This window comes from Rhodopseudomonas boonkerdii (genome assembly GCF_021184025.1).
In the GTDB taxonomy this organism is placed as follows: domain Bacteria; phylum Pseudomonadota; class Alphaproteobacteria; order Rhizobiales; family Xanthobacteraceae; genus Tardiphaga; species Tardiphaga boonkerdii.
In genome coordinates this window covers 1,734,399-1,757,563 of record NZ_CP036537.1, presented here as the reverse complement: position 1 = coordinate 1,757,563, position 23,165 = coordinate 1,734,399, and the positions used below count along the sequence as shown (strand labels likewise).

13 protein-coding genes are annotated in these 23,165 nt (G+C 61.6%); 11 read left to right on the top strand and 2 right to left on the bottom strand.

Going from position 1 to position 23,165, the window contains the following annotated elements; genetic code table 11:
• Window positions 1–44: 44 nt before the first annotated feature.
• From gnd to E0H22_RS08180, 5 genes are read left to right on the top strand one after another with little or no spacing between them, the layout of a single operon-like run.
• The gene (gene gnd, locus E0H22_RS08200; RefSeq protein WP_233025169.1) at window positions 45–1,064 is read left to right on the top strand and encodes a phosphogluconate dehydrogenase (NAD(+)-dependent, decarboxylating); all 1,020 of its coding nucleotides are present in this window, start codon (window positions 45–47) and stop codon (window positions 1,062–1,064) included.
• A gap of 15 nt (window positions 1,065–1,079) precedes the next feature.
• Window positions 1,080–2,594, top strand: a complete 1,515-nt coding sequence (zwf, locus tag E0H22_RS08195; RefSeq protein WP_233025168.1) for a glucose-6-phosphate dehydrogenase — start codon at window positions 1,080–1,082, stop codon at window positions 2,592–2,594.
• Window positions 2,595–2,611: 17 nt separating this feature from the next.
• Window positions 2,612–3,349: a 6-phosphogluconolactonase gene (gene pgl, locus E0H22_RS08190; protein ID WP_233025167.1), complete on the top strand. Its 738-nt coding sequence runs from the start codon at window positions 2,612–2,614 to the stop codon at window positions 3,347–3,349.
• A 25-nt stretch (window positions 3,350–3,374) separates the two neighbouring features.
• A complete protein-coding gene (locus E0H22_RS08185) occupies window positions 3,375–3,854 on the top strand; it encodes a gluconokinase (RefSeq protein WP_233026201.1) in 480 nt (159 codons plus the stop codon).
• An 11-nt stretch (window positions 3,855–3,865) separates the two neighbouring features.
• Entirely contained in the window at window positions 3,866–4,678 is an 813-nt protein-coding gene (locus E0H22_RS08180) for an HAD family hydrolase (protein WP_233025166.1), read from the top strand.
• 450 nt (window positions 4,679–5,128) lie between these two features.
• Here the strand turns inward: E0H22_RS08180 and E0H22_RS08175 are convergent, their stop codons facing one another.
• Both E0H22_RS08175 and malQ read right to left on the bottom strand, forming a co-directional pair.
• A complete protein-coding gene (locus E0H22_RS08175) occupies window positions 5,129–6,928 on the bottom strand; it encodes a glycoside hydrolase family 15 protein (RefSeq protein ID WP_233025165.1) in 1,800 nt (599 codons plus the stop codon).
• A 24-nt stretch (window positions 6,929–6,952) separates the two neighbouring features.
• Window positions 6,953–8,902, bottom strand: coding sequence for a 4-alpha-glucanotransferase (gene malQ, locus E0H22_RS08170; protein ID WP_233025164.1), 1,950 nt, complete (start codon window positions 8,900–8,902; stop codon window positions 6,953–6,955).
• 247 nt (window positions 8,903–9,149) lie between these two features.
• On the opposite strand from malQ, the gene E0H22_RS08165 reads away from it, so the two are divergent.
• From E0H22_RS08165 to treY, 6 genes are read left to right on the top strand one after another with little or no spacing between them, the layout of a single operon-like run.
• Window positions 9,150–11,066 carry an alpha-1,4-glucan--maltose-1-phosphate maltosyltransferase gene (locus E0H22_RS08165; protein WP_233026196.1) on the top strand — a complete coding sequence of 639 codons (1,917 nt, stop codon included), beginning with the start codon at window positions 9,150–9,152 and terminating at the stop codon, window positions 11,064–11,066.
• Between the two features lie 10 nt (window positions 11,067–11,076).
• Window positions 11,077–14,385: a maltose alpha-D-glucosyltransferase gene (gene treS, locus E0H22_RS08160; RefSeq protein ID WP_233025163.1), complete on the top strand. Its 3,309-nt coding sequence runs from the start codon at window positions 11,077–11,079 to the stop codon at window positions 14,383–14,385.
• The gene (gene glgB, locus E0H22_RS08155; protein WP_233025161.1) at window positions 14,382–16,526 is read left to right on the top strand and encodes a 1,4-alpha-glucan branching protein GlgB; all 2,145 of its coding nucleotides are present in this window, start codon (window positions 14,382–14,384) and stop codon (window positions 16,524–16,526) included. The genes treS and glgB overlap by 4 nt, the downstream gene beginning before the upstream one ends.
• A 3-nt stretch (window positions 16,527–16,529) precedes the next feature.
• Window positions 16,530–18,605, top strand: a complete 2,076-nt coding sequence (glgX, locus tag E0H22_RS08150) for a glycogen debranching protein GlgX (protein ID WP_233025159.1) — start codon at window positions 16,530–16,532, stop codon at window positions 18,603–18,605.
• Window positions 18,602–20,353: a malto-oligosyltrehalose trehalohydrolase gene (gene treZ, locus E0H22_RS08145; RefSeq protein WP_233025158.1), complete on the top strand. Its 1,752-nt coding sequence runs from the start codon at window positions 18,602–18,604 to the stop codon at window positions 20,351–20,353. The genes glgX and treZ overlap by 4 nt, the downstream gene beginning before the upstream one ends.
• Window positions 20,354–23,116 (top strand): malto-oligosyltrehalose synthase, encoded by a 2,763-nt coding sequence (gene treY, locus E0H22_RS08140; RefSeq protein WP_233025157.1) that lies wholly within the window; start codon window positions 20,354–20,356, stop codon window positions 23,114–23,116.
• The last annotated feature ends 49 nt before the right edge of the window (window positions 23,117–23,165 follow it).

The window sequence follows — 23,165 nt, the reverse complement described above, 5'->3', positions numbered from 1 at the left end:
GACATCGCTCCGGGCCATGTGCAATCAAGACAAGGACATCACCAATGCAGCTCGGCATGATCGGCCTCGGCCGAATGGGCGGAAATATTGTCCGCCGCCTGATGAAGAACGGCCACACCGCGGTGGTCTATGACAAGGACGCCAAGGCCGTCACGGCCCTCGCCGGCGAAGGCGCCGTGGGCGGATCGTCCCTTGAGGATTTCGTCAAGAAGCTCGACAAGCCCCGCCATATCTGGGTGATGCTGCCGGCCGGGCGTATCACCGAGACCACCATCGACGCGTTGAGCAAGCTGCTGGAACCAGGTGACACCATCATCGATGGCGGCAATACTTTCTGGCAGGATGACGTGCGCCGTGGCCAGGCGCTGAAGCGGCAGGGTCTGTTCTATATCGATGTCGGCACCTCCGGCGGCGTATGGGGGATCGATCGCGGCTATTGCATGATGATCGGCGGCGAAAAGGAGGTTGTCGATCGCCTCGATCCCATCTTCGCAACGCTGGCGCCGGGCATCGGCGATATCCCGCGCACGCCCGGCCGCGACGGCCGCGATCCGCGCATCGAACAGGGATACATCCATGCCGGGCCGGTCGGTGCCGGGCATTTCGTGAAGATGATCCACAACGGCATCGAATACGGGCTGATGCAGGCCTATGCCGAGGGCTTCGATATTCTCAAGAATGCAAATATCGAGGCGCTGCCGGAAGCACATCGCTTCGATTTCAACCTGCCCGACATCGCCGAAGTCTGGCGCCGCGGCAGCGTCATTCCATCATGGCTGCTCGACCTCACGGCATCGGCATTGGCCAAGAGCGGCGAGCTGAAGGAATATTCCGGCTTCGTCGAGGATTCCGGCGAAGGCCGCTGGACGGTGAACGCCGCAATCGACGAGGCGGTGCCGGCCGAAGTGCTGACCGCCGCCCTGTTCGCGCGCTTCCGCTCGCGGCAGGAGCATACTTTTGCAGAAAAGATTCTGTCCGCGATGCGCGCCGGTTTCGGCGGCCACAAAGAGCCCGATCAGCATCCGGATCCGAAGCGGCAGGACGCGCCAGACATCGTCAAATAAACGACGGAGCTTTCCGTGACTGCCACACCCAACGACAAGACCAAAAAGCCGGACCCCTGCGCTTTCGTGATTTTCGGCGTCACCGGCGATCTCGCCCATCGCCTCGTCATTGCGGCGCTGTACAATCTGCAGGCCTCCGACCTGCTGCCGGAGAAATTCTGCGTGGTCGGCATCGCCCGCAAAGGCATGACCGGCGCGGCGCTCCGCGAGGATCTGCTCAAGGGCCTCAAGCAATATGCGACACGGCCGGTCGACGATGCCATCGCACAGAAGCTCCTGAACTGCGTCACTTGTATCGAGGCCGATCCGAGTGAACCGGAGAGCTTCGACCGCATGAAGGAGCAACTCGACCAGCTCGAGGAAGCGCGCGGCACCGGCGGCAACCGCCTGTTCTATCTCGCCACGCCGCCGACGGCGTTCGCACCGATCGCGCGCCAGCTAGGCCGCACCGGCATGCTGAAGGAGAACGGCTGCTGGCGCCGGCTGGTGGTCGAGAAACCGTTCGGCACCGACCTCGCTTCAGCCAGGGCCCTGAACAAGGAACTGCTCGACCTGATGAACGAGCAGCAGATTTACCGGATCGATCATTATCTCGGCAAGGAAACGGTGCAGAACATTCTCGTTCTGCGCTTCGCCAACGGCATGTTCGAACCGATCTGGAATCGCAACCATATCGACCACGTGCAGATCACCGTGGACGAGAAAATCGGCGTCGGCCATCGCGGCAGCTTCTACGATGCCACCGGCGCGCTGCGCGACATGGTGCCCAACCATCTGTTCCAGCTACTCTCGCTGGTCGCCATGGAGCCGCCGTCGCGCTTCGAGGCCAATGCGGTGCGCTCGGAAAAGGCCGAGGTGCTGGCTGCCGTCACCATCCAGACGGAGCAGGAGGCGTTGAAGAATTCGGTGCGCGCGCAATATGTCGCCGGCCATGTGGGCGACACCGATATCGGCGACTATCTCAAGACCGAAGACGTCAAGCCGGGCTCAACCACTGAAACCTACGCGGCGCTGAAGCTGATGATCGACAACTGGCGCTGGGCCGGCGTGCCATTCTATCTGCGCACCGGCAAGGCGCTCGGCATCAAGCGCACGGAAGTCGCGATCAAGTTCAAGCAGGCCCCTTTTGCGATGTTCCGGGATATGTCGATGGAGAGCCTTGCCGAGAACTATCTGGTGATCGCGGTGGAGCCGAATGAAGGCATCTCGCTGAAGTTCAACACCAAGGTGCCCGGCCCCGCCGTCGAGATCGATGGGGTCGAGATGAAGTTCCGTTACAAGGACTATTTCAACGCGTCGCCGGCCACCGGATATGAGACGCTGATCTATGACTGCATGATCGGCGATAATATCCTGTTCCAGCGCGCCGACAGCGTCGAAGCCGGCTGGCGTGCGGTACAGCCGTTCCTGGACGCCTGGAAGAAAGCGGGCAAGGACGGGCTCAAGATCTACCAGGCCGGCAGCGAAGGGCCGGAGGAAGCCAATGAACTCCTCACCCGCGACGGGCGCAGCTGGCGCGTGCTGAGCTGAGCCACGGGGGTCGTATCATGGCCGGGCACCGCACCATCATCGAAGTGTCGGACGCGGCGGCTCTCGCGGCAGCCGCCGCCGAGCGGCTGATCAAACGCATCGATGCGAACAAGGACCGACCCGCGATCTGTCTCACCGGCGGATCGAGCCCGAAGCGGCTCTACGAACTGCTCGCCACCGACACCTATCGCAACCGCATCCCGTGGGAGCGCGTACACTGGTTCATCGGCGACGATCGTTTCGTGCCCGAGAACGATGTCCTCAACAACATGGCCATGGCAAAGGGCGCATTCCTCGATCGCTGCGCGCCTGCTGCCAACATCCATGCAATCAGGACCGATGCCGCAAACCCCGACGAAGCGGCATCGCTTTATGCGCGGGAGCTGCAGGCGTTCCACGGCAGCGGCCGGCTCGATCCGGCCAGGCCGCTATTCGATCTCGTGCTGCTCGGCGTCGGACCGGACGGCCATATCGCTTCGCTGTTTCCCGGATATCCGGGCATCGCGGTTACCGATCGCTGGGTGGTCGGCGTGCCCGAAGCGCATGTCAAACCATTCGTGCCGCGCGTCAGCCTGACGCTGCCACCGCTCGCCTCCTGCCGCGAGATGCTATTCCTGATGAGCGGCGAGGACAAACGAGCCATTCTCGGCCGCGTGCTGGCCGGCGAGGACCTGCCCGCCAATCGGGCCAGGTCCAACGGCGAAACCGTCTGGCTCTGCGACCGCGCCGCACTGCCGGAGGGCGACAGTGTCTGATCGTTCCCCCAACGCGCTGGTGGTGATGGGCGTGTCGAGTTCGGGAAAGAGCACGATCGCCAGGGCGCTGGCGGACCGGCTCGGCTGGCGTTTCGCCGATGGCGATGACTTCCACCCCAAAGCCAATATCGAGAAACAGCGCGCCGGCCAGCCGCTCACCGACGACGACCGCTGGCCCTGGCTGCAAAGCATCGCCGACGAGATCGACCGCGTCATTGCCGACGGCGGCAAGCTCGTGGTCGCCTGTTCTGCGCTCAGACGCGTCTATCGCGATCTCCTGCTGCACGGGCGGCACGATATTCGCATCATCTATCTCAACGGCTCCAAGGAACTGATTGCCAAGCGGATGGCAGCGCGGAAGAATCACTTCATGCCGCCGTCGCTGCTCGACAGCCAGTTCAGGACGCTGGAAGTGCCCGGCCCCGACGAGCGTCCGATTACGGTGTCGATCGACGATGACATCGATGGCATCGTGGATGCCATCGCCAAGCAACTGCCGACCTGAAGGACCGCATCATGACCAAGATCGCCCTCGTCGTGTCCGATGTGGACGGCACGCTGGTGACCCATGACAAGCGCCTCACCGACAAGGCCAAAGCCGCGGTGAAGAAACTGGAAGACAACGGCATCGGCTTCACCATCACTTCGAGCCGCCCCCCGGTCGGCATGCGCTTCCTGATCGCTCCGCTGGCGATTACACTGCCGATCGGCCCCTTCAACGGAAGCTCCATGGTAGACGGCGACCTGAAGCCGATTACACAGCATCTGATCGGCGAGGCCGCGGCCAAACAGAGCCTCGACGTGTTTGGCAAATACGGCGTCGATGTCTGGATCTTCACCAATGACGACTGGGTCATCAAGCGCGACGACGGCAAATATGTGCCGCATGAACGCGACACGATCCAGCATGCGCCGCTGATGGTCGAAGATTTTACGCCCTATCTCGCCAAAGCCTGCAAGATCGTCGGTGCCAGCGCGGATTTCGCGATGCTGGAACGCTGCGAACTGGAAATGCAGCAGACGCTCGGCGACAGCGCCGTCGCGGTGCGGTCGCAGAACTACTATCTCGACGTGACACCGCCGGCGCAAAGCAAGGGGACGTTCGTCAAGGCGATGGCAGAGCGACTGGGCCTGCCTCTGGCCGCCATCGCAACCGTCGGCGACATGCAGAATGATCTGCCGATGTTCGAGGTCGCCGGGTTCTCGGTGGCGATGGGGAATGCGAGCGACGCGGTGAAAAGCAAGGCGTCGGCGGTGACGACCTCGAACGAGGATGAGGGATTTGCGGGGGCGGTGGAGATGATCCTGAAGAGGAATGCTGCTTCTTAGCACCGCAACCTCAAACGCTCGCCTCATCCTGAGAGAGAGTGTCTGACTGGAAATGCAGTCCGTAGTTTGGCGCTGCTGGTCGCCCAGACGGAGCACAACAGACTCTGTCCCTCCCACCTGAACGCAGTTGCGTTCAGGCTGAGGTGAGAAGGCCTAGCGGCGCAATTGCGCCGCTGACGGCGCCGTCTCGAACCATGAGATGGCTTGGCTCGGCGCTTTCGGCCATCCCTTGCGAATGGCTACGCCATTCGCCGGGAGACGCCGCTGCGCGGCTGCTCAGGATGAGGGAGAATCGAGATCCTGAGCCGAACGGGCATTGTTCCGAGCAAAAGCAGTCGAAAAGCGCCCCAGACCTCTTTTTGAGAGGAGCGCGTTTTAGCGCGCGTCTTCACTCTTCGAATTTCGGCGGATAAGTCGCGCCTCCTCACCATGAGGGCAGAGCTTAGGGCATCACTTCGCCCTCTCAACCTTCTTCTCCTGCGGCCTTTTTGCGTTGGCCAGATTATGCGCCGCCGCGACCAAGGCAATGTGGGTCAGCGCCTGCGGGAAATTGCCGGTCTGGCGCCGGACGCCGCTGTCATATTCCTCCGCCAGCAGTCCGACATCATTGGCGATCGCCACCACACGATTGAACAGCTCTTCCGCCTTCGCAATCTCCCCCATTTTGATATAAGCCTCGGCCAGCCACAGACTGCACGCAAGAAAGGCCCCCTCGGCGGGTTGCACCTCACCGGTGACCTCGCGCGGGTCGTGGCGCAGCACGAAGCCGTCGCGCATTAGATGTCTCTCGACCGCAGCAATCGTGCCTGTCACGCGAGGATCGTCCGCCGGGAGAAAACCAAGGAGCGGCAGCAGCAGGATCGCGCCATCGAGCACGTCCGAACCATAGGATTCTACGAATGTATTTTCGCGGGGATCGAATCCTTTCTCGCAGACGTCGCGATGGATTTCGTCGCGCAGCTCCTTCCATCTTTCAACGGGGCCTTCGAGATTGAAGCTTTCTGCGCTCTTGATCGCACGATCGAAAGCGACCCAGCAACCGACCTTCGACAGCACGTAATGCTTGCCGGGGCCCCGGCGCTCCCAGATGCCATGGTCGGGTCTGCTCCAGACCGAGGCGAGATGTTCGAGAATCTCGCATTCCACTGCCCAGGTGCCATCCTCGAGATCGAGTTCGGCAACACGGGTCTGGTGAAAGGCGTCGATCAGCTCGCCATAAACATCGAGCTGCAACTGCGCATGAGCGGCATTGCCGACGCGCACCGGCAGCGCGCCGCCATAACCCGGCAGCCAGTCGGCCTCCCATTCGAGCAGGCGGCGCTGCCCCATGATGCCATACATGATCTGCATCTCGGCGGGCGAACCTGCGACCGCGCGCAGCAGCCAGCGATGCCAGGCACGTGCTTCGTCGGTGTAGCCGCTGTTCATCAACACCAGCAGCGTGAACGTCGCATCGCGCAACCAGCAAAACCGATAATCCCAGTTTCTGGAGCCACCGAGTTTTTCGGGAAGCGACGTCGTCGGCGCAGCCACGATGCCGCCCGATGGCGCGTAGATCAACGCCTTCAGCGTGATCAGCGAGCGCATCACGAGGTCCCGATGCTCGCCTTTGTAAGTGCAGCGGCAGCTCCATTCCTTCCAGAATTCCTCGGTATCCTTCAACGCTTCATCGACGTTGATCGGCGCCGGCACTTTCAGATGCGACGGTCCATAGGTCAGCACGAACGGAATGCTCTCGCCCGCCTCGACCTCGAACTTGGCGACGGTGGTGAGATTCTCACCATGTGTCTCCACGGGCGTGTGCAGTACCGTCATGTCGGGCCCGCAAATGGCGAGCACCGCGCCATCCTTGTCGCGTTTGACCCAGGGGACGGCCGCACCGAAGCCGAAACGGATGATCAGCTCCATCCGCATCTTGACCTTGCCGCGGTCGCCGCGGACGATGCGCACGATATCGGAGGCGGCGCCGCGCGGCGGCATGAAGTCGATCAGTGTGATGATCCCGTCGTCCGTCTCCAGCGTGGTTTCGAGAATGAGCGAGTCGCCACGATAGCGCCGCCTGGAGGCTTTGATCGGGGCGGCCGGGGCTATCAACCAGCGGCCGTGATCCTTGGTGCCGAGCAACGCCGTGAAGCAGGCATCGGAATCGAAGGCCGGCCAGCACAGCCAGTCGATTGATCCGTTCCGGTTGACGAGAGCGGCGGTCTCACAATCGCCGATCAGAGCGTAATCTTCGATGTTGCTGTACAAGTTCTCTCCGCCATCTGACCAAATTTACGTCGATGCGGACGAACTCCTGTCCGCAGTCGCAACGTGCAGCGCGTCACGATCAATCGCTCCGGCCAGCGTCTCCACAGTCGCCGGCAACCGTTGCCGCCAGTTCGGGTGCTCGTCGATTGTGCCGGGAATGTTCGGTTGATCGCTGACGCCGAGCAGATCTTCCAACGCAATAGCCTCGAGACGGGTTCGCGTGCGCGCGAGAAAGTGAGCGACACCGAAGAAGTCGGCGCGATCTATACCTTGATGGCGTAACGCCGCATCGAGCATCTCGATGGCATAGCGCCGTGCGTCGTCGCTTTCGCCGGGGTCAATGCCAAGCGAACGTTTGAGCTGCAGATCATGGTAGCTGCGCCAGCCGGTATAAGTCGGCAGATCGTGGGTATTGAACGTGACAAGCGCATTCGGCGCGTAGTGATCGACGCCCTGGAAAGCATAGCGTTCATCGCGCTCGAACATCATGACCAGGTAGGACCAAATGCCCCATGCGGCCATATGGTCCCGAAAGCCTTCCGGTACGGTACCGAGATCCTCGCCGATGACCACGCATCTGTTGGCGACGCTCTCCTGCGCAGTGACGGCAAGCAGCGCTTCCAGCGGCATTTTGACATAAGCGCCGTTATCCGGGCGATAGCCGTGCGGCACGACATAGAGACGATTCAGGCCAAGCACGTGATCGAGCCTGATCGCCCCGGCATAACGCATGGAGGCGCGCAGCATGTCCGTGAACGGCGCGAAGCCCTGGGCTTCGAGGCCGGCGGCGTTAAAGCCGGCAAGGCCCCAATTCTGCCCGGCCGGCTGCAATGCATCCGGCGGCGCTCCCACCGACAGATGCCGCGAAATGGCGACCTGCTCATTCCATGCGTCGAACCCCCCGGCCTGAACGCCGACGGCGACGTCGAGATAAAGGCCGACGGGCATCTTCAGTTCGGTGGCCAATTCGAAGCAGGCCCTGAGCTGCTGATCGGCATTCCACTGCACATATTCGAAGAAGGCGACTTCAGCGCCATCGGGCCCTGCACGCAGTTCGGCGCATTTGACATCATCCGGATGCTGCCATTCGGCGGGCCAATCCCACCAGGCGGTGCCGTAGCGATGCCGCAACACCTCGAAACAGGCAAACCGCGTCAGCAGCGGCGCACGTTCCTTGCGGAAAGCGGCAAAGGCGGCTTGCCGCGGCGACGCCGGATCGGATTGGAATTGCTGGAATGCCGCACGCAAGGCCTTCCACTTGACGGCGGCGACCGCGGGATAATCCACGAGCATCGAGCGCCGGAGCGGCGCGAGTTCGCTGTCGGCGGCACCGGCGAATTCGGGTAGCGCTTCGACATCCAGATAGAGCGGGTTGAGAAAGAGCCGGCTATTCGGTGAATACGGGCTGCATTCTGCCGGGCGATCGTCGAACAACGCATGCAGCGGGTTGAGGCCGATGCCGCCGGCGCCAAGGCCGGCGGCAATGCGAAGCAGGTTCTGCAGATCGGTGAAATCGCCGATGCCCCAGTTGCGCTCGGAGCGCAGGCCATAAAGCTGGACCGCAAGCATCCACGTGCGGTCGAACGTCCCCGCATAGGCCTTGCCCGGCGCGACGACGAGCGCAGCTTCTTCCGAATAGAGGGATGCGTCGGCAAGCCGCAGGCGATGCACCCCGACGGGCAGCTCTGCCGGCCAGACGATCTCTCCGCCATTGGCCGAGCCCTCGGCCATCAGCCGATCACGATCCCACACTTCCCATTTCAGTGGCGATGTCGCCGCTCCGGTCAGCTGCGTCCGTCCACCCTCACCCGCCCGCAGGACAACCACATGATCGAGAAAACGGCGCGGCACACGCGCCGGCAACGCGGCGAGGATCATCTCCAGCGCAGCAGCGTCCGTGGTGTGCCACTGGCCTTGTCCATCGTGAAAACCGGTTTGAATGTCGCGTTCGGCAGCTTGGGCGAAGAGGTCCATTCGGCACGCTGTTTGCAAGGCAACAACCCCAGGGCGATCGCAGGTTTGTCGCTAAATTTCATGAGATGACAGAAGAGGATAGCCGACTTCCAACGCTATGACTTAAGCTCGGTTCCGAGGGGAACCAAACCCCTGTCACGAAGCTTCTTATAGGATTGCAGCGATCCCGTCACACGCGGGTCCTGACATCTCTCTTGTCGATGGCATCACCGTGAACAGAACATCCCAGACCACCCTGACCTCCGCGATGAGCGGCGCGTTTCATATCGAGGACATCTTCCCCATCATCGATGGCGGCCGGTTTCCCGTCAAACGTATTCGGGGCGAAGCCATTGAGGTCTGGGCCGACATCTATCGCGATGGTCATGAGATCATCGATGCCGCCATCGTCTGGCGCCGCGAACAGGATCGCGAGTGGCAGCGGGTCCCGATGACCCTGGACGTCAACGATCGTTGGCACGGCACGTTCACGCCGAGCGAGCTCGGTCGCCATGTCTATGCCATCGAAGCTTGGACGGACGAATTCGCGACCTGGCGCCATGGCTTCGACCTGAAGCTGAAAGCCGGACAGGACGTCACGCTCGATGCACTGGAAGGCGCGGAGCTGATGACCAAGGCGCAATCAGGCGGCGCCGAGGCATCGGCTTTCATCGTCAAGCAATGCGAGGCCTATTTGCGGACCGGCGAGACCGAGCCGCTGCGCTCGCCGAAACTGCGCGAGGCCATGGCCGAAGCACAGGCGCGGCCCGATCTGACCCGTTCGGCCTTGCTGCCACTAATGATCGACCGCGAGCGCGCGCGCAACGGCGCCTGGTACGAGATGATCCCGCGCAGCCAGAGCAAGGTGCCCGGCCAGCACGGCACCTTTCGCGATTGCATCGAACGCCTGCCGGACATCGCGGCGATGGGGTTCGATGTGCTGTATTTCACGCCGATACATCCGATCGGCGTCACCAACCGCAAAGGCAAGAACAATGCGCTGACCGCAGAGCCCGGCGATGTCGGCAGCCCCTACGCCATCGGCGGCGCGGAAGGCGGCCACGACGCGATCCATCCCGATCTCGGCACGCTGGAAGATTTCCACGCCGTCATCGCAGCCTGCAAGCAGCATGACATGGAAGTTGCGATCGATATCGCCGTGCAGTGCTCGCCGGACCATCCATGGGTCAAGCAGCATCCGAACTGGTTCAAGCGCCGGCCCGACGGCTCGATGAAATATGCGGAGAATCCGCCGAAGAAGTATCAGGACATCCACAACCCCGATTTCGACTGCGACGACGCCGGCTCGCTGTGGAACGCGCTGCGCGACATGCTGCTGTACTGGTGCGATCAGGGCGTGAGGATTTTCCGGATCGACAATCCGCACACCAAACCGCTCCGCTTCTGGGAATGGGCAATTCATGAAGTGCAGTTGAAGCATCCCGATGCGCTGTTCCTCGCGGAAGCCTTCACGCGGCCGAAGCTGATGAAGGGTCTCGCGAAGCTCGGCTTCTCGCAGTCCTACACCTATTTCACCTGGCGCACGGCCAAGTGGGAGATAGAGCAGTATCTCAATGAACTCTGCGGCTATCCCGAACGTGAATATTATCGCCCGAATTTCTTCGTCAACACACCGGACATCCTGCCCTATCACCTGCAGTCGGGCGAACCCTGGATGTTCAAGTCGCGCGTCGCATTGGCGTCGATGCTGTCATCGGTTTACGGCATCTATAACGGCTTCGAACTGCTCGAACACGAAGCTATTCCCGGCAAGGAGGAGTATCTCGACTCCGAAAAATACGAGATCAAGACTCGGGACTGGCACAAGCCCGGCAACATTATTCCGTATATCACCGCATTGAATTCTGCCCGCCGCGCCAATCCGGCGCTGCAGCAAACCGCCAACCTCCGCTTCATGCCGGTGGACAACGACAACATCATCGGCTTCGTCAAAACGTCAGTGGACGGCAGCAATGCGGTCGCCGGCGCCATTGCGATCTCGCGCGATCCCTATGAATTCTGGCTGCCCATCGACACCCAGGTGACGGTGGCTGGCGAAAAGAAAAACGTGGCTGCTGTCGAGAACATCATCACCGGCGAGCGCCACGGTGTCGAATGGGGCGGCATTCGCCTGCGTATCGATCCGCAACGCGACCCCGCCGCCCTGTTCCGCTGCCTCGCCTGAAAGCCCCGTTATGAACGTGATGACCGATATCAAGACCAGACCGACTGTCGACCAACCCGTCAATGCGATCGATCCGCTCTGGTACAAGGACGCCATTATCTACCAGCTGCACGTGAAGAGCTTCGCCGACAGCAACAACGACGGCGTCGGCGATTTCATCGGCCTCACCGAAAAGCTGGACTATCTGCAGGAGCTCGGCGTTACGGCGCTGTGGCTGATGCCGTTCTATCCGTCGCCCGGCCGCGACGACGGCTATGACATCGCCGACTATGGCAGCATTCATCCCGACTTCGGCACGATGAAGGATTTCAAGCGCTTCATCGCCGAAGCGAAGCGCCGCGGCCTCCGCGTCATCACCGAACTCGTCATCAACCACACCTCCGACCAGCACGACTGGTTCAAGCGCGCCCGCCGCAGTCCGGCGGGATCGAGTGCCCGCGACTGGTATGTCTGGAGCGATACCGATCGGAAGTATGACGGCACCCGCATCATCTTCACCGATACCGAGAAGTCGAACTGGACCTGGGATCCGGAAGCCAAAGCCTATTACTGGCACCGCTTCTTCTCGCACCAGCCGGACCTGAATTTCGACAATCCCCGCGTCGTTTCTGCTGTCGTGCAGGTGATGAAGCGCTGGCTTGACGCCGGCGTCGATGGTTTCCGCCTCGACGCGATCCCCTATCTGGTCGAACGCGACGGCACCAATAACGAGAATCTGCCGGAAACCCACAAGGTCATCAAACACCTGCGCGCGGAGCTCGATGCCTACGCGCCGGGCCGCCTGCTGCTCGCCGAGGCCAATCAGTGGCCGGAAGACGTGCAGGAGTACTTTGGCAATTCCGACGAATGCCATATGGCCTACCACTTCCCGCTGATGCCGCGCATCTATATGGCGTTGGCGCAGGAAGATCGTTTCCCGATCACCGACATCATGCGGCAGACGCCGGATATCCCGAACGACTGCCAGTGGGCGATGTTTCTGCGCAACCACGACGAACTGACCCTGGAAATGGTCACGGATGTCGAGCGCGATTATCTGTGGTCCACCTACGCCAACGATCCGCGGGCACGCATCAATGTCGGTATCCGACGGCGCCTCGCGCCGCTGATGGACAACGATCGCCGCAAGATCGAGCTGATGGATTCGTTGCTGCTGTCATTCCCGGGCACGCCGATTATCTATTACGGCGACGAGATCGGCATGGGCGACAATATCTATCTCGGCGACCGCAATGGCGTGCGCACGCCGATGCAATGGACGCCGGACCGCAATGGCGGCTTTTCCCGCGCCGACCCTGCGCGGCTCTATGCGCCGCCGATCATGGATCCGATCTACGGCTATGAATCGGTGAACGTAGAAGCGCAGTCGCGCAGCCTGTCGTCACTGCTCTCAGCGACCAAACGCCTGATTACCGTGCGCAAATCGACGCTCGCTTTCGGCCGCGGCACCATGACCTTCATTCGCCCGGAAAACCGCTCGGTGCTGTGCTACGTGCGGCAGTTCGGCGACGAGGTCATTCTCTGCGTCGCCAACCTGTCGCGCGCAGCGCAGGCGACGGAGCTCGATCTGTCGCCGTGGAAGGAACGTGTGCCGCTGGAAATGCTCGGCCGCACCAAATTTCCGCCGATAGGCGAATTGCCTTACATGATCACCCTGGCTCCCTATGGCTTCTACTGGTTCCAGCTGGAAAAGCGCGATATCTCCGAACATTCGCGGCCCGCTGTCGCGCCTGAATTCGAAACGCTGGTGGTGCCGCTCGGCTCGACCTGGATGACGCTCGCGCGTACCCGCAGCGTGTTCGAACGCGATGTGCTGCCCGGCTTCCTGTCGCGCTCCCGGTGGTATCCTGAACGCAATGCCAAAGCCATTCAGCCGACCCTGACCTCCGCCACGCCGTTCTGCCTGATTGGCGACAACCGGCCGTGGCTCGCTTTCTTCGAGACCACCCAGCGCGGGGTCACGTCCCGTTACGTGCTGCCGATGCAGATCGACTGGGTGCGCTTCGACCGCGATCGATACAATCCGAAGGCTTTTGCCGCCGTGCGCCAGGGTGCGCGCGAAGGAACGCTGCTCGACGTCGCGACCGATGAGATCTTCATCTCCCTGCTGCTCTACAATCTTCAGAATTCGGTGACGGTGGAAGAAATCGAAGGCACCAAGCTGGAATTCCGTCCGACCGGCAAGCTCACCGACAAGCCTCAGCATAAACTGGAAAACATCCGCGCCGTCGAAACGGAACAGTCCAATTCGACCGCGCTGGTTGACAACGATTATGTGGTCAAGATCTATCGCAAGCTGCAGACCGGTATCAATCCGGAGATCGAGGTCGGCCATTTCCTCACGGAGATCGCCGGCTTCGCCAACACGCCAGCCCTGCTCGGCAGCGTCGAACTGATCGAGGGCGAGGATCGCAGCGCCATCTCGATCGTTCATGCCTTCGTGCAGAACCAGGGCGATGCCTGGACCGTCAGCTCAGGCTATCTCGATCGCTTCATCGAGAAAGAGCGCCTGATCGCCTCCGATGCACCGCACGAGATGAGCGAGGACCAGATCGCATATCTCCGCTACATGACGCAGACGGGCCTGCGCGTCGCCGAAATGCAGATGGCGCTGGCAAGCCGTGAAGACATTCCCGACTTCAAGCCGGAGCCGACGACAGATGCCGACATCCGGCGGTGGATTGATGAAATCGTCACCCGTGCAGAACCGGTGTTCAGCCTTCTCGCCCAGCGCCGCAACGCCGCACGCGACGGCGACCGCAATCTGATCGATGCCGTACTGGCGCTGCGCAACGATCTGCGCGGGACGCTCAACACCCTGCTGCCGAACCGGATCGACGGGCTGAAAATCCGCCATCATGGCGACTTCCATCTCGGTCAGATGCTGATCGTCAAGGACGACATTTTCATCATCGACTTCGAGGGTGAGCCACGCCGTTCCATTGAGGATCGTCGCCGCAAAGCGCCGGCCGCACGGGACGTGGCAGGATTGATCCGCTCGATCGACTATTCGGCCACTGCCGCTCTCGAACGCGCGGAAAAGATCGCACCCGATGAGAACGGCAAGCTCGCCACCGCACTGACCACGTGGCGCGACCGGGCCATCGACGCTTTCCTCGAGGCCTATCGCGAAGCCATGACCGACAGGCGGCTGTGGCCGGCCGATGCCAAGGCTGCCGACGACATGCTCAAATTCTTCCTGATTGAGAAGGCCTTCTACGAGATCGAATACGAGCTTGCTCATCGGCCGGACTGGTTGCGCGTGCCGCTCGCCGGTCTGCTGCGCATCCTGAACGGCAGCCCGAAGGAATCCGTATGATCAATCTTCCTGCCGAAGCCTATGAGATTATCGAAGGCCGCCATTCCGATCCTTTCCATTATCTCGGGCCGCACAAGGAGAACGACCGCACCATCGTGCGGGCCTTCCTGCCTGATGCGGCGCGCGTGGATGCCATCGACGATCACGGCGCCACGACGCCGCTGGAGCGTGTGCATAATGCTGGCCTGTTCGTCGGGACGCTTGCCAACGGATCAACGAAGTACCAGCTCCGCGCCAGCTTCGGCGACAGTGTCGTCGATCTCGAAGACCCTTATCGCTTTCCGCCACTGCTGACCGATTTCGATCTCTATCTGCTCGGCGAAGGCACCGATCAGCGCATTTACGACAAGCTGGGCGCGCATCCGATGGTGCTCGACGGTATCGCAGGCGTTGCTTTCGTGGTGCTGGCACCCAACGCCAGACGTGTCAGCGTTGTCGGCGACTTCAACTTCTGGGATGCTCGCCGGCACCCGATGCGCGTGCGTGGCGTCGGCTACTGGGAATTGTTCGTTCCCGGCGTCCATGTCGGCAGCCGCTACAAGTTCGACATCGTCGGCCCGCACGGCCAGCAAATCACGCAGAAATCCGATCCGTTCGCTTTTGCCGCGGAAATGCGGCCTGCAACCGCGTCGATCGTGATCGACGAGAAGAAGATCCCGCATCCGCGACCGGCGCCTGAAGGGATCAACGCGCTCGGCAAGCCGATGTCCATTTATGAGGTGCATCTCGGCTCGTGGCGCCGCAAGGGCGACAACGAATGGCTCACCTATCGCGATCTTGCCGAGACGCTGCCGAAATACGTGCGCGACATGGGCTTTACCCATGTGGAGTTTCTCCCGGTGAACGAGCATCCCTTCGACGGTTCATGGGGCTATCAACCCACCGGCATGTATGCGCCGACCAGCCGCTTCGGCCCGCCGGCGGATTTTGCGGCGCTTGTGGATGCCTGCCACGCCGAAGGCATCGCCGTTCTGCTCGACTGGGTCCCCGGCCATTTCCCCGACGACGCGCATGGCCTCGGCTTTTTCGACGGCACCGCGCTCTACGAACATGCCAACCCGCTGCAGGGCCGGCACATGGACTGGGGCACGCTGATCTATAATTACGGCCGCACTGAAATCGTCAATTTCCTCGTCTCCAACGCGCTGTTCTGGCTCGACCGCTACAATGTGGACGGGCTGCGTGTGGATGCCGTGGCCTCGATGCTCTATCTCGACTACAGCCGCGCCGCCGGCGCCTGGATTCCGAACAAATATGGCGGCCGCGAGAATATCGAGGCCATCGAATTTCTGCGCCGTTTCAATCGCGAAGTATTCGGTAAGTTTCCCAATGCCACCACCGCCGCGGAGGAGTCCACCGCATGGCCGCAGGTGTCACGCCCGGTTGAGTTCGGCGGCCTCGGCTTCGGCTACAAGTGGAATATGGGCTGGATGCACGACTCGCTGAACTATATCGGCAAGGACCCGATCCACCGCCGGCATCATCACGGCCAGATCCTGTTTGGCCTGCACTACGCGTTTTCGGAAAACTTCATCCTCCCGCTGTCGCATGACGAAGTGGTTCACGGCAAGCGTTCGATCCTCGGCCGCATGCCCGGCGACGACTGGCAGCGCTTTGCCAATTTGCGCGCCTATTACGCCTTCATGTTCGGCCATCCCGGCAAGAAGCTCTTGTTCATGGGCTGTGAGTTCGCGCAGGAACGCGAATGGAACCACGATCATTCGCTTGACTGGCATCTGCTCGAACAGGACAGGCATGCCGGCATCCATTCTCTGATCCGCGACCTCAACCAACTCTATCGTGGCACGCCGGCACTCCACGAACTCGACTGCGATGCAGCCGGATTCGAATGGCTGATCACCGACGATGCCGACCGCAACGTGTTCGCCTGGATGCGCAAGGGCAACAATCCGCGCGCGCAGTGTCTCGTCGTCGTCAATTTCTCGCCGAACGTCTATCGCGACTATCGCGTTCGCGTGCCGTTCCCCGGCAAGTGGCGCGAGGTCCTGAATTCCGATGCCGGCATCTATGGCGGCAGCAATGTCGGCAATTCCGGCGAAGTGATCGCCGCCGGACTCGTGCCCGAACTCAGCCTCACGGTGCCGCCGCTCGCCGCGATCTTTCTCATACCGGAAGCCTGATCGATGCGCCTTTCAGCCGGAACGCCCTCCCGCCTCGGCGCCAGCTGGGATGGGCGGGGGACAAACTTTGCCTTGTTCTCGGCACATGCCAGGAAGGTCGAGCTATGCCTGTTCGACGGCCAGGGCCGCCGCGAACTCGAGCGCATCGAGTTGCCGGAATATAACGAGCACGTCTTTCACGGCTATCTTAACGACGTCTCCCCGGGCCAGCTCTACGGCTATCGTGTGCACGGACCGTATGAGCCGGAGCACGGCCATCGGTTCAATCCGCACAAACTTCTGCTCGATCCCTATGCCAAGAAGCTCGCGGGCCGCCTCGTCTGGAGCGATGCGCATTTCGGCTATCGCACCGGCTCATCGCGCGAGGACCTGTCCTTCGATCGCCGCGACAATGCACGCGGCATGCCGAAGGCCGTCGTCGTCGATGAAACCTTCAATTGGGGCCGCCGCGAGACGCGGCCGAGCATCCCCTGGGAAGATACGATTTTCTACGAAGCGCATGTCAAGGGCCTGACCCAGACACGTCAGGATGTCCCCGCGGGTCTTCGCGGCACCTATCGCGGCCTGGCGGCGCCGGCGATGATCGACCACCTCAAGCGGCTCGGCGTCACGAGCATCGAGCTTCTGCCGGTGCATGCCTTCGTCGACGATCGCCGCCTGGTGGAAATGAAACTCGTCAACTACTGGGGTTACAACACGCTCGGCTTCTTTGCTCCCGAAGCGCGCTATGGTCCCGATAATCCGCTCGACGCCTTCCGCACGACGGTGGCCCGGTTGCACGATGCCAGCATCGAGGTCATTCTCGACGTCGTCTACAATCACACGGCCGAAGGCAATCACCTCGGCCCGACGCTGAGCTATCGCGGCATCGACAACGCCTCCTATTACTGGCTGATGCCGGGCAATCCGCGCTACTACGATGACTTCACCGGTTGCGGCTCATCGTTGAATCTCACCCATCCACGCGTGCTGCAGATGGTGATGGATTCCTTGCGCTACTGGGTCGAGGTCTGCCATGTCGACGGCTTCCGCTTCGACCTCGCCACCACGCTGGCGCGCGGCCCGAATGGCTTCGACCGTAATGGCAACTTTCTCACGGCCATTCGACAGGATCCCGTGCTCGCAACCGTGAAGATGGTGGCCGAGCCATGGGATCTCGGCATGGGCGGCTATCAGGTGGGCGCCTATCCATCGCAATGGTCGGAATGGAACGACAAATATCGCAGCGCCATGCGTCGCTATTGGGCGGGCGAAGGTTCGCTGATCGGTGAAGTATCGAGTCGCATGACCGGATCCTCCGACGTGTTCAACCATGACGGCCGCAGGCAGCGTGCCGGCATCAATCACGTCACTGTGCATGACGGTTTTCCGCTCGCCGATCTGTTCGCCTATAACGAGAAACATAACGAGGCCAACGGAGAGGATAATCGCGACGGTTCCAACGACAATCATAGCAACAATTTCGGCGTCGAAGGGCCCACCGACGATCCCACGATCAATGCGCTGCGTCGCCAACTCCGCAAGAATCAGCTCGCATGCCTGTTCCTCGCCCAGGGCGTGCCGCTGCTGCTGGCCGGCGACGAAGTCGGCAACAGCCAGGGCGGCAACAACAACGCTTATTGCCAGGACAACGAAATCGGCTGGGTGAATTGGGATGGACTGGGCAACGACGACGATCTGACAGATTTCATCGGTCGCATGGCGCAGCTGCGCCAACGCTTCCCGCAGATCACATCGCAGACATGGCTCGACGGTCGCCGCGCCGATGGCAGCTATGGCGTCCTCTGGCTGACGCCCTCCGCTGAGGAAATGACCGAAACCGACTGGGCGTTCCCGGATGGCCGCTTCCTCTCATACGTGCTGAGCTCGAACGAAAAGGGCGGCAATCCGTTGTTCATTGTCCTGAACGCGGCGCCTGAGGGCATTCCCTTCAAGCTGCCCAAACTCACCGAATACAAGAGCTGGCGCCAGGTGCTGAATACTGCCGACGACAAACTCTCGCTTGCGATCATGCCGCCCGGCGCCGATGTCGACGCGCCGCCGCGTTCCGTGCTTGCTTTCGCGGGAACGCCGGCATGAGCACGCGCAGCTTCGGGCCGCAACTCACCGACAAAGGCGCCACATTCCGTCTGTGGGCGCCAGCGACCGGCCGCGTCGAAGTCATCGTCGACAAACCCTATCCGATGACGCCGCAGGGGGATGGCTGGCACGGCATCGACGTGCCCGGTGTTTCCGCAGGCGCCACCTATCGGTTCCGCATCGATGGCAGAATCGACGTACCCGACCCCGGCTCCTCATTCCAGCCCCAGGACGTCAGCGGCCCCAGCGAGATCGTCGATCACGCCGCCTATCAATGGCGCGCTCCGGACTGGCGCGGCCGACCGTGGGACGAGACCGTGCTGCTCGAAACCCATGTCGGAACCTTTACTGCTGACGGCACCTATCGCGCCATGATCGACAAGCTCGATCACATCGTCAAAACCGGCATCACCGCGCTCGAATTGATGCCGCTTGCCGATTTCGCGGGCTCGCGCAACTGGGGTTATGACGGTGTGCTCTGGTATGCGCCGGATCACGTCTATGGCCGGCCGGACGACCTGAAAGCGCTGATCGACGAAGCGCATTTGCGCGGCCTCAGCGTGTTTCTCGATGTGGTCTATAACCATTTCGGTCCGGAAGGGAATTATCTCGGCCTGTACGCGCCGACCTTCTTCTGCGGCGCGGATACGCCGTGGGGCTCGGCGATCGACTATCGCGTGCCGCAAGCGCGCGCTTATGCCATCGAAAACGCTCTGATGTGGCTGCGCGACTATCGCTTCGACGGCCTGCGCCTCGACGCCGTGCATGCCATTGCCGAACCGGGCGAGATCCCGATGCTACATGAGTTGAGCCGCGAAGTCGGCAAGTTCGCCGCAGATACCGGACGCCAGATTCATCTGATGCTGGAGAATGACGACAACCGCGCCACCCTGCTCGATCCAGCCACCAATCCCCCGCGCGGCAAGTATCGTGCCCAATGGAACGATGATTATCACCATGCCTGGCACGTTCTGCTAACCGGCGAGGATAAAGGCTATTACAGCGACTATGTGCCGACACCGGTCGGCCATGTCGTGCAGGCCCTCGGCTCCGGCTTCTCCTATCAGGGCCAGCCGTCAGCTCACCGTGATGGCGCGATGCGCGGCGAGCCGAGCGGCGCATTACCGCCGTCCGCTTTCGTCAATTTCCTGCAGAACCACGACCAGATCGGTAATCGCGCCCTCGGCGAACGCCTGGAGGCCATTGCCGAGCCACTGGCCATCGAGGCCGCGCTCGCTATCACTCTACTGGCGCCGATGGTGCCGATGCTGTTTCAGGGCGAGGAATGGGGCTCGAAGGTGCCATTCCCGTTCTTTTGCGATTTCCGTGGCGATCTTGCCGATGCGGTGCGCAGCGGCCGCCGCGAGGAATTCGCAAACGCCTATGAGCAGTACGGTGACGACGTTCCAGATCCGCTCGATGCTGCGACCTTCGAGCATGCCAAGATCGATTGGGAGATGCGAGGCGGCGCCGGCAGGCGGCGCTGGGCGATGGTCCGCGACCTGCTCCGGATGCGCAAGCAACACATCGTCCCGCGCAGTGTCGGCGCACGCTTCGGGAAGGTCGAGGAGATCGAGGGCCTGCTCATCGCGGACTGGAGAATGGGCGACGATACACGACTGCTGTTGCGCGCCAATCTCTCCGACAAGCAAGTTACCGCATCCACAACCAGCGGCACCTTGATCTGGGGCCGTCAAGGCGACGTGCTCGCACCATGGGCAATCCAGTGGTGGATGGGAGACAAGTGAATGCCGCCGGCCATCCCGACCGCCACCTATCGCCTGCAGCTCACGAAAGACTTCGATTTTGACGCCGCCGCGCTGATCGCCCCGTATCTCAGGGCCCTCGGCATCAGCCATGTCTACGCCTCGCCCTTTATGAAGGCACGCGCCGGTTCGACTCATGGCTACGACGTCGTCGACCATACAGAACTCAATCCCGAGCTCGGCGGCGATGCCGGATTCGAGCGATTCAGCGCCGCCCTGAAGAGGAACGACCTCGGCCTCATCCTCGATTTCGTACCCAATCATGTCGGCGTGCATTACGCCGACAATCCGTGGTGGCTCGACGTCCTTGAATGGGGGCAAGCCTCGCCCCACGCCGTCTCTTTCGACATCGATTGGGAGACACTGCCATATCGCGCCCGTGGCGGCCTGTTGCTGCCGATCATCGGCTCTTCTTACGGCCAGGCGCTGGAGAATGGTGAGATCGAGCTGAAATACGATGCTTCCGAAGGCAGTTTCTCAGCCTGGTATTATGAGCATCGCTTACCTATTGCACCCGAACGCTATAGCGAGATGCTGCACGCGATCGTCAAGGAAGCCGGCGCTGGCGACACCGCCGCCGGTCGTGCGATCCTGACATTGGCCGGCAAACACAAAGGCTTGCGCCATCCCAATCGCAACGAGGCGCCGGCTTTCAAAAAGCAGCTCGCCGCAATCGAGGGGGCGGCCCCCGTCATCGCCCGCGGCCTCGATGCCTATCGTGCCGCGCCGGATCGTCCCGCGCAGATACAGGCCCTGCACATGCTGCTGGAGCGCCAGCATTACAAGCTCGGCCAATGGCGCCTCGCCTCCAGCGAGATCAACTATCGCCGCTTCTTCGACGTCAACACGCTGGCCGGCCTCCGTGTCGAAGATAGTGACACTTTCGAGGCCATCCACACCCAGGTGAAACGGCTGATCGCCGAGGGCAAGCTGCAAGGCTTGCGGCTCGATCACATCGACGGCCTGCGCGATCCCTCGCAATATTTTCAGCGTCTGCGCCGCCTGATCCGAGAGGCGCAGGGCAAGGTCAAACCGTTCTATCTCGTCGTCGAGAAAATCCTCGGTAAAGATGAGAAGCTGGTGCCCTTCGCCGGAGTGCACGGCACCACAGGCTACGAATGGCTCAATGCCATCACCCAGGTCCTGGCCGATGACGAAGGCCTGAAACCGCTCGGCGAAACGTGGCGGCAGGTCAGCAATACGTCGCCGACATTTGAACCATTGCTAGTCGAAGCCAAGCGCCGCGTGCTCAATACACTGCTGCTCTCCGAATTCACCGTATTAACACGCTTGCTGGCGCGCATCGCGAACGGCCACTACTCGACGCGCGATTTCTCTGCCGACACGCTCCGCCAGGCTTTTGAACTCTACGTCCTTCACTTCCCGGTCTATCGGACCTATCTGACCGCCGCTGGTCCCTCCCCCCTCGACCGCGCGCTTATCTCGAACACGATCGACAAAGCACGCGCCGAATGGTTTGGCACCGACGAAGGCCTGTTCGACTTCTTGCGCGATGCACTAACGCTCGATCTTCTCAAGCCGGGCCGCCCCACGCACAGCAAGCTGCGCGTACGCCGTTTTGCCTTCAAGGTGCAGCAGTTCACCGGCCCGACCATGGCGAAATCGCTCGAGGACACCGCCTTCTATCGCTATCATAAGCTGCTCGCATTCAACGAGGTAGGCGGCGAGCCGGCCGCCGGGGCGATGCCGGTACAACGCTTCCACAAGCTGATGATCCAGCGCGTCAACGAATTCCCGCATGGCATGACCTCTACGGCCACGCATGACACAAAACGAGGCGAAGATGCTCGCGCACGCCTGCTGGCTCTGGCTGAACTGCCGGGTGAATGGGCCACCGCGGCAAGCCGCTGGAAAGTTCTCAACGCACCGCATATCATCGTGGATGGCGAAATGCGTTCACCCTCGTTTGCATTCGAATACATGCTGTATCAGGCACTGATCGGTGCCTGGCCGTTGGACGAACACGACCATACTTTCCTCGAACGCATGCAAGCCTATGCGCTCAAGGCCGCCCGCGAGGGCAAGGAAGAGACGAGCTGGCTCAATCCACATGCCGCCTATGAGCAAGGCTTGCAGGATTTCCTCGCCCGGATTCTCGATCCCCTCGCGTCAAGGGAGTTCATCGATCAGATCGACGCCTTTGCCCGGCGCACTGCCTTGATCGGCGCACTCAATTCACTCAGCCAGATTACGCTGAAGGCGACGATCCCCGGCATGCCGGACTTCTATCAAGGCACCGAATTCTTCGATACGTCACTGGTCGATCCCGACAATCGCCGCCCGGTGGATTTCGCCGGACGCGTCGCGATCCTGGAAAAGACGAGAACCCCCGACTGGGAAGCGCTGTCCGAAATCTGGTCTAACGGCCATATCAAATTCGCCTGGACGCGTGAGCTTCTGAAACTACGGGGCGAGCTTGCCGATGTCTTCACCGATGGCGACTATGATCCGCTCGATGTTACCGGCCCGCATGCAGCTCACATCATCGCCTTCGCACGTCGCCATCAGCGCGACGCGGCCATCGTCATCGTCGGACGCACGCTTGCAGACTTTACCGACGGTGGTCGCAAATGGCTGGACGGATCGAAGCTTGACGCCACCGTGCACGCGCCTGGTTATGACGTCACGGGGATCACCGTTTCCAAGTACCTGCAGTATCTTCCCGCGGCGATCATCAAGACCAAGGCGGCACCGAAACGGATTCGTTCGACACGGCTGCAGTAATGACAAAGCCGCCCCGAATTGATATCGGACGCTGGCGGATGTCGTGCTG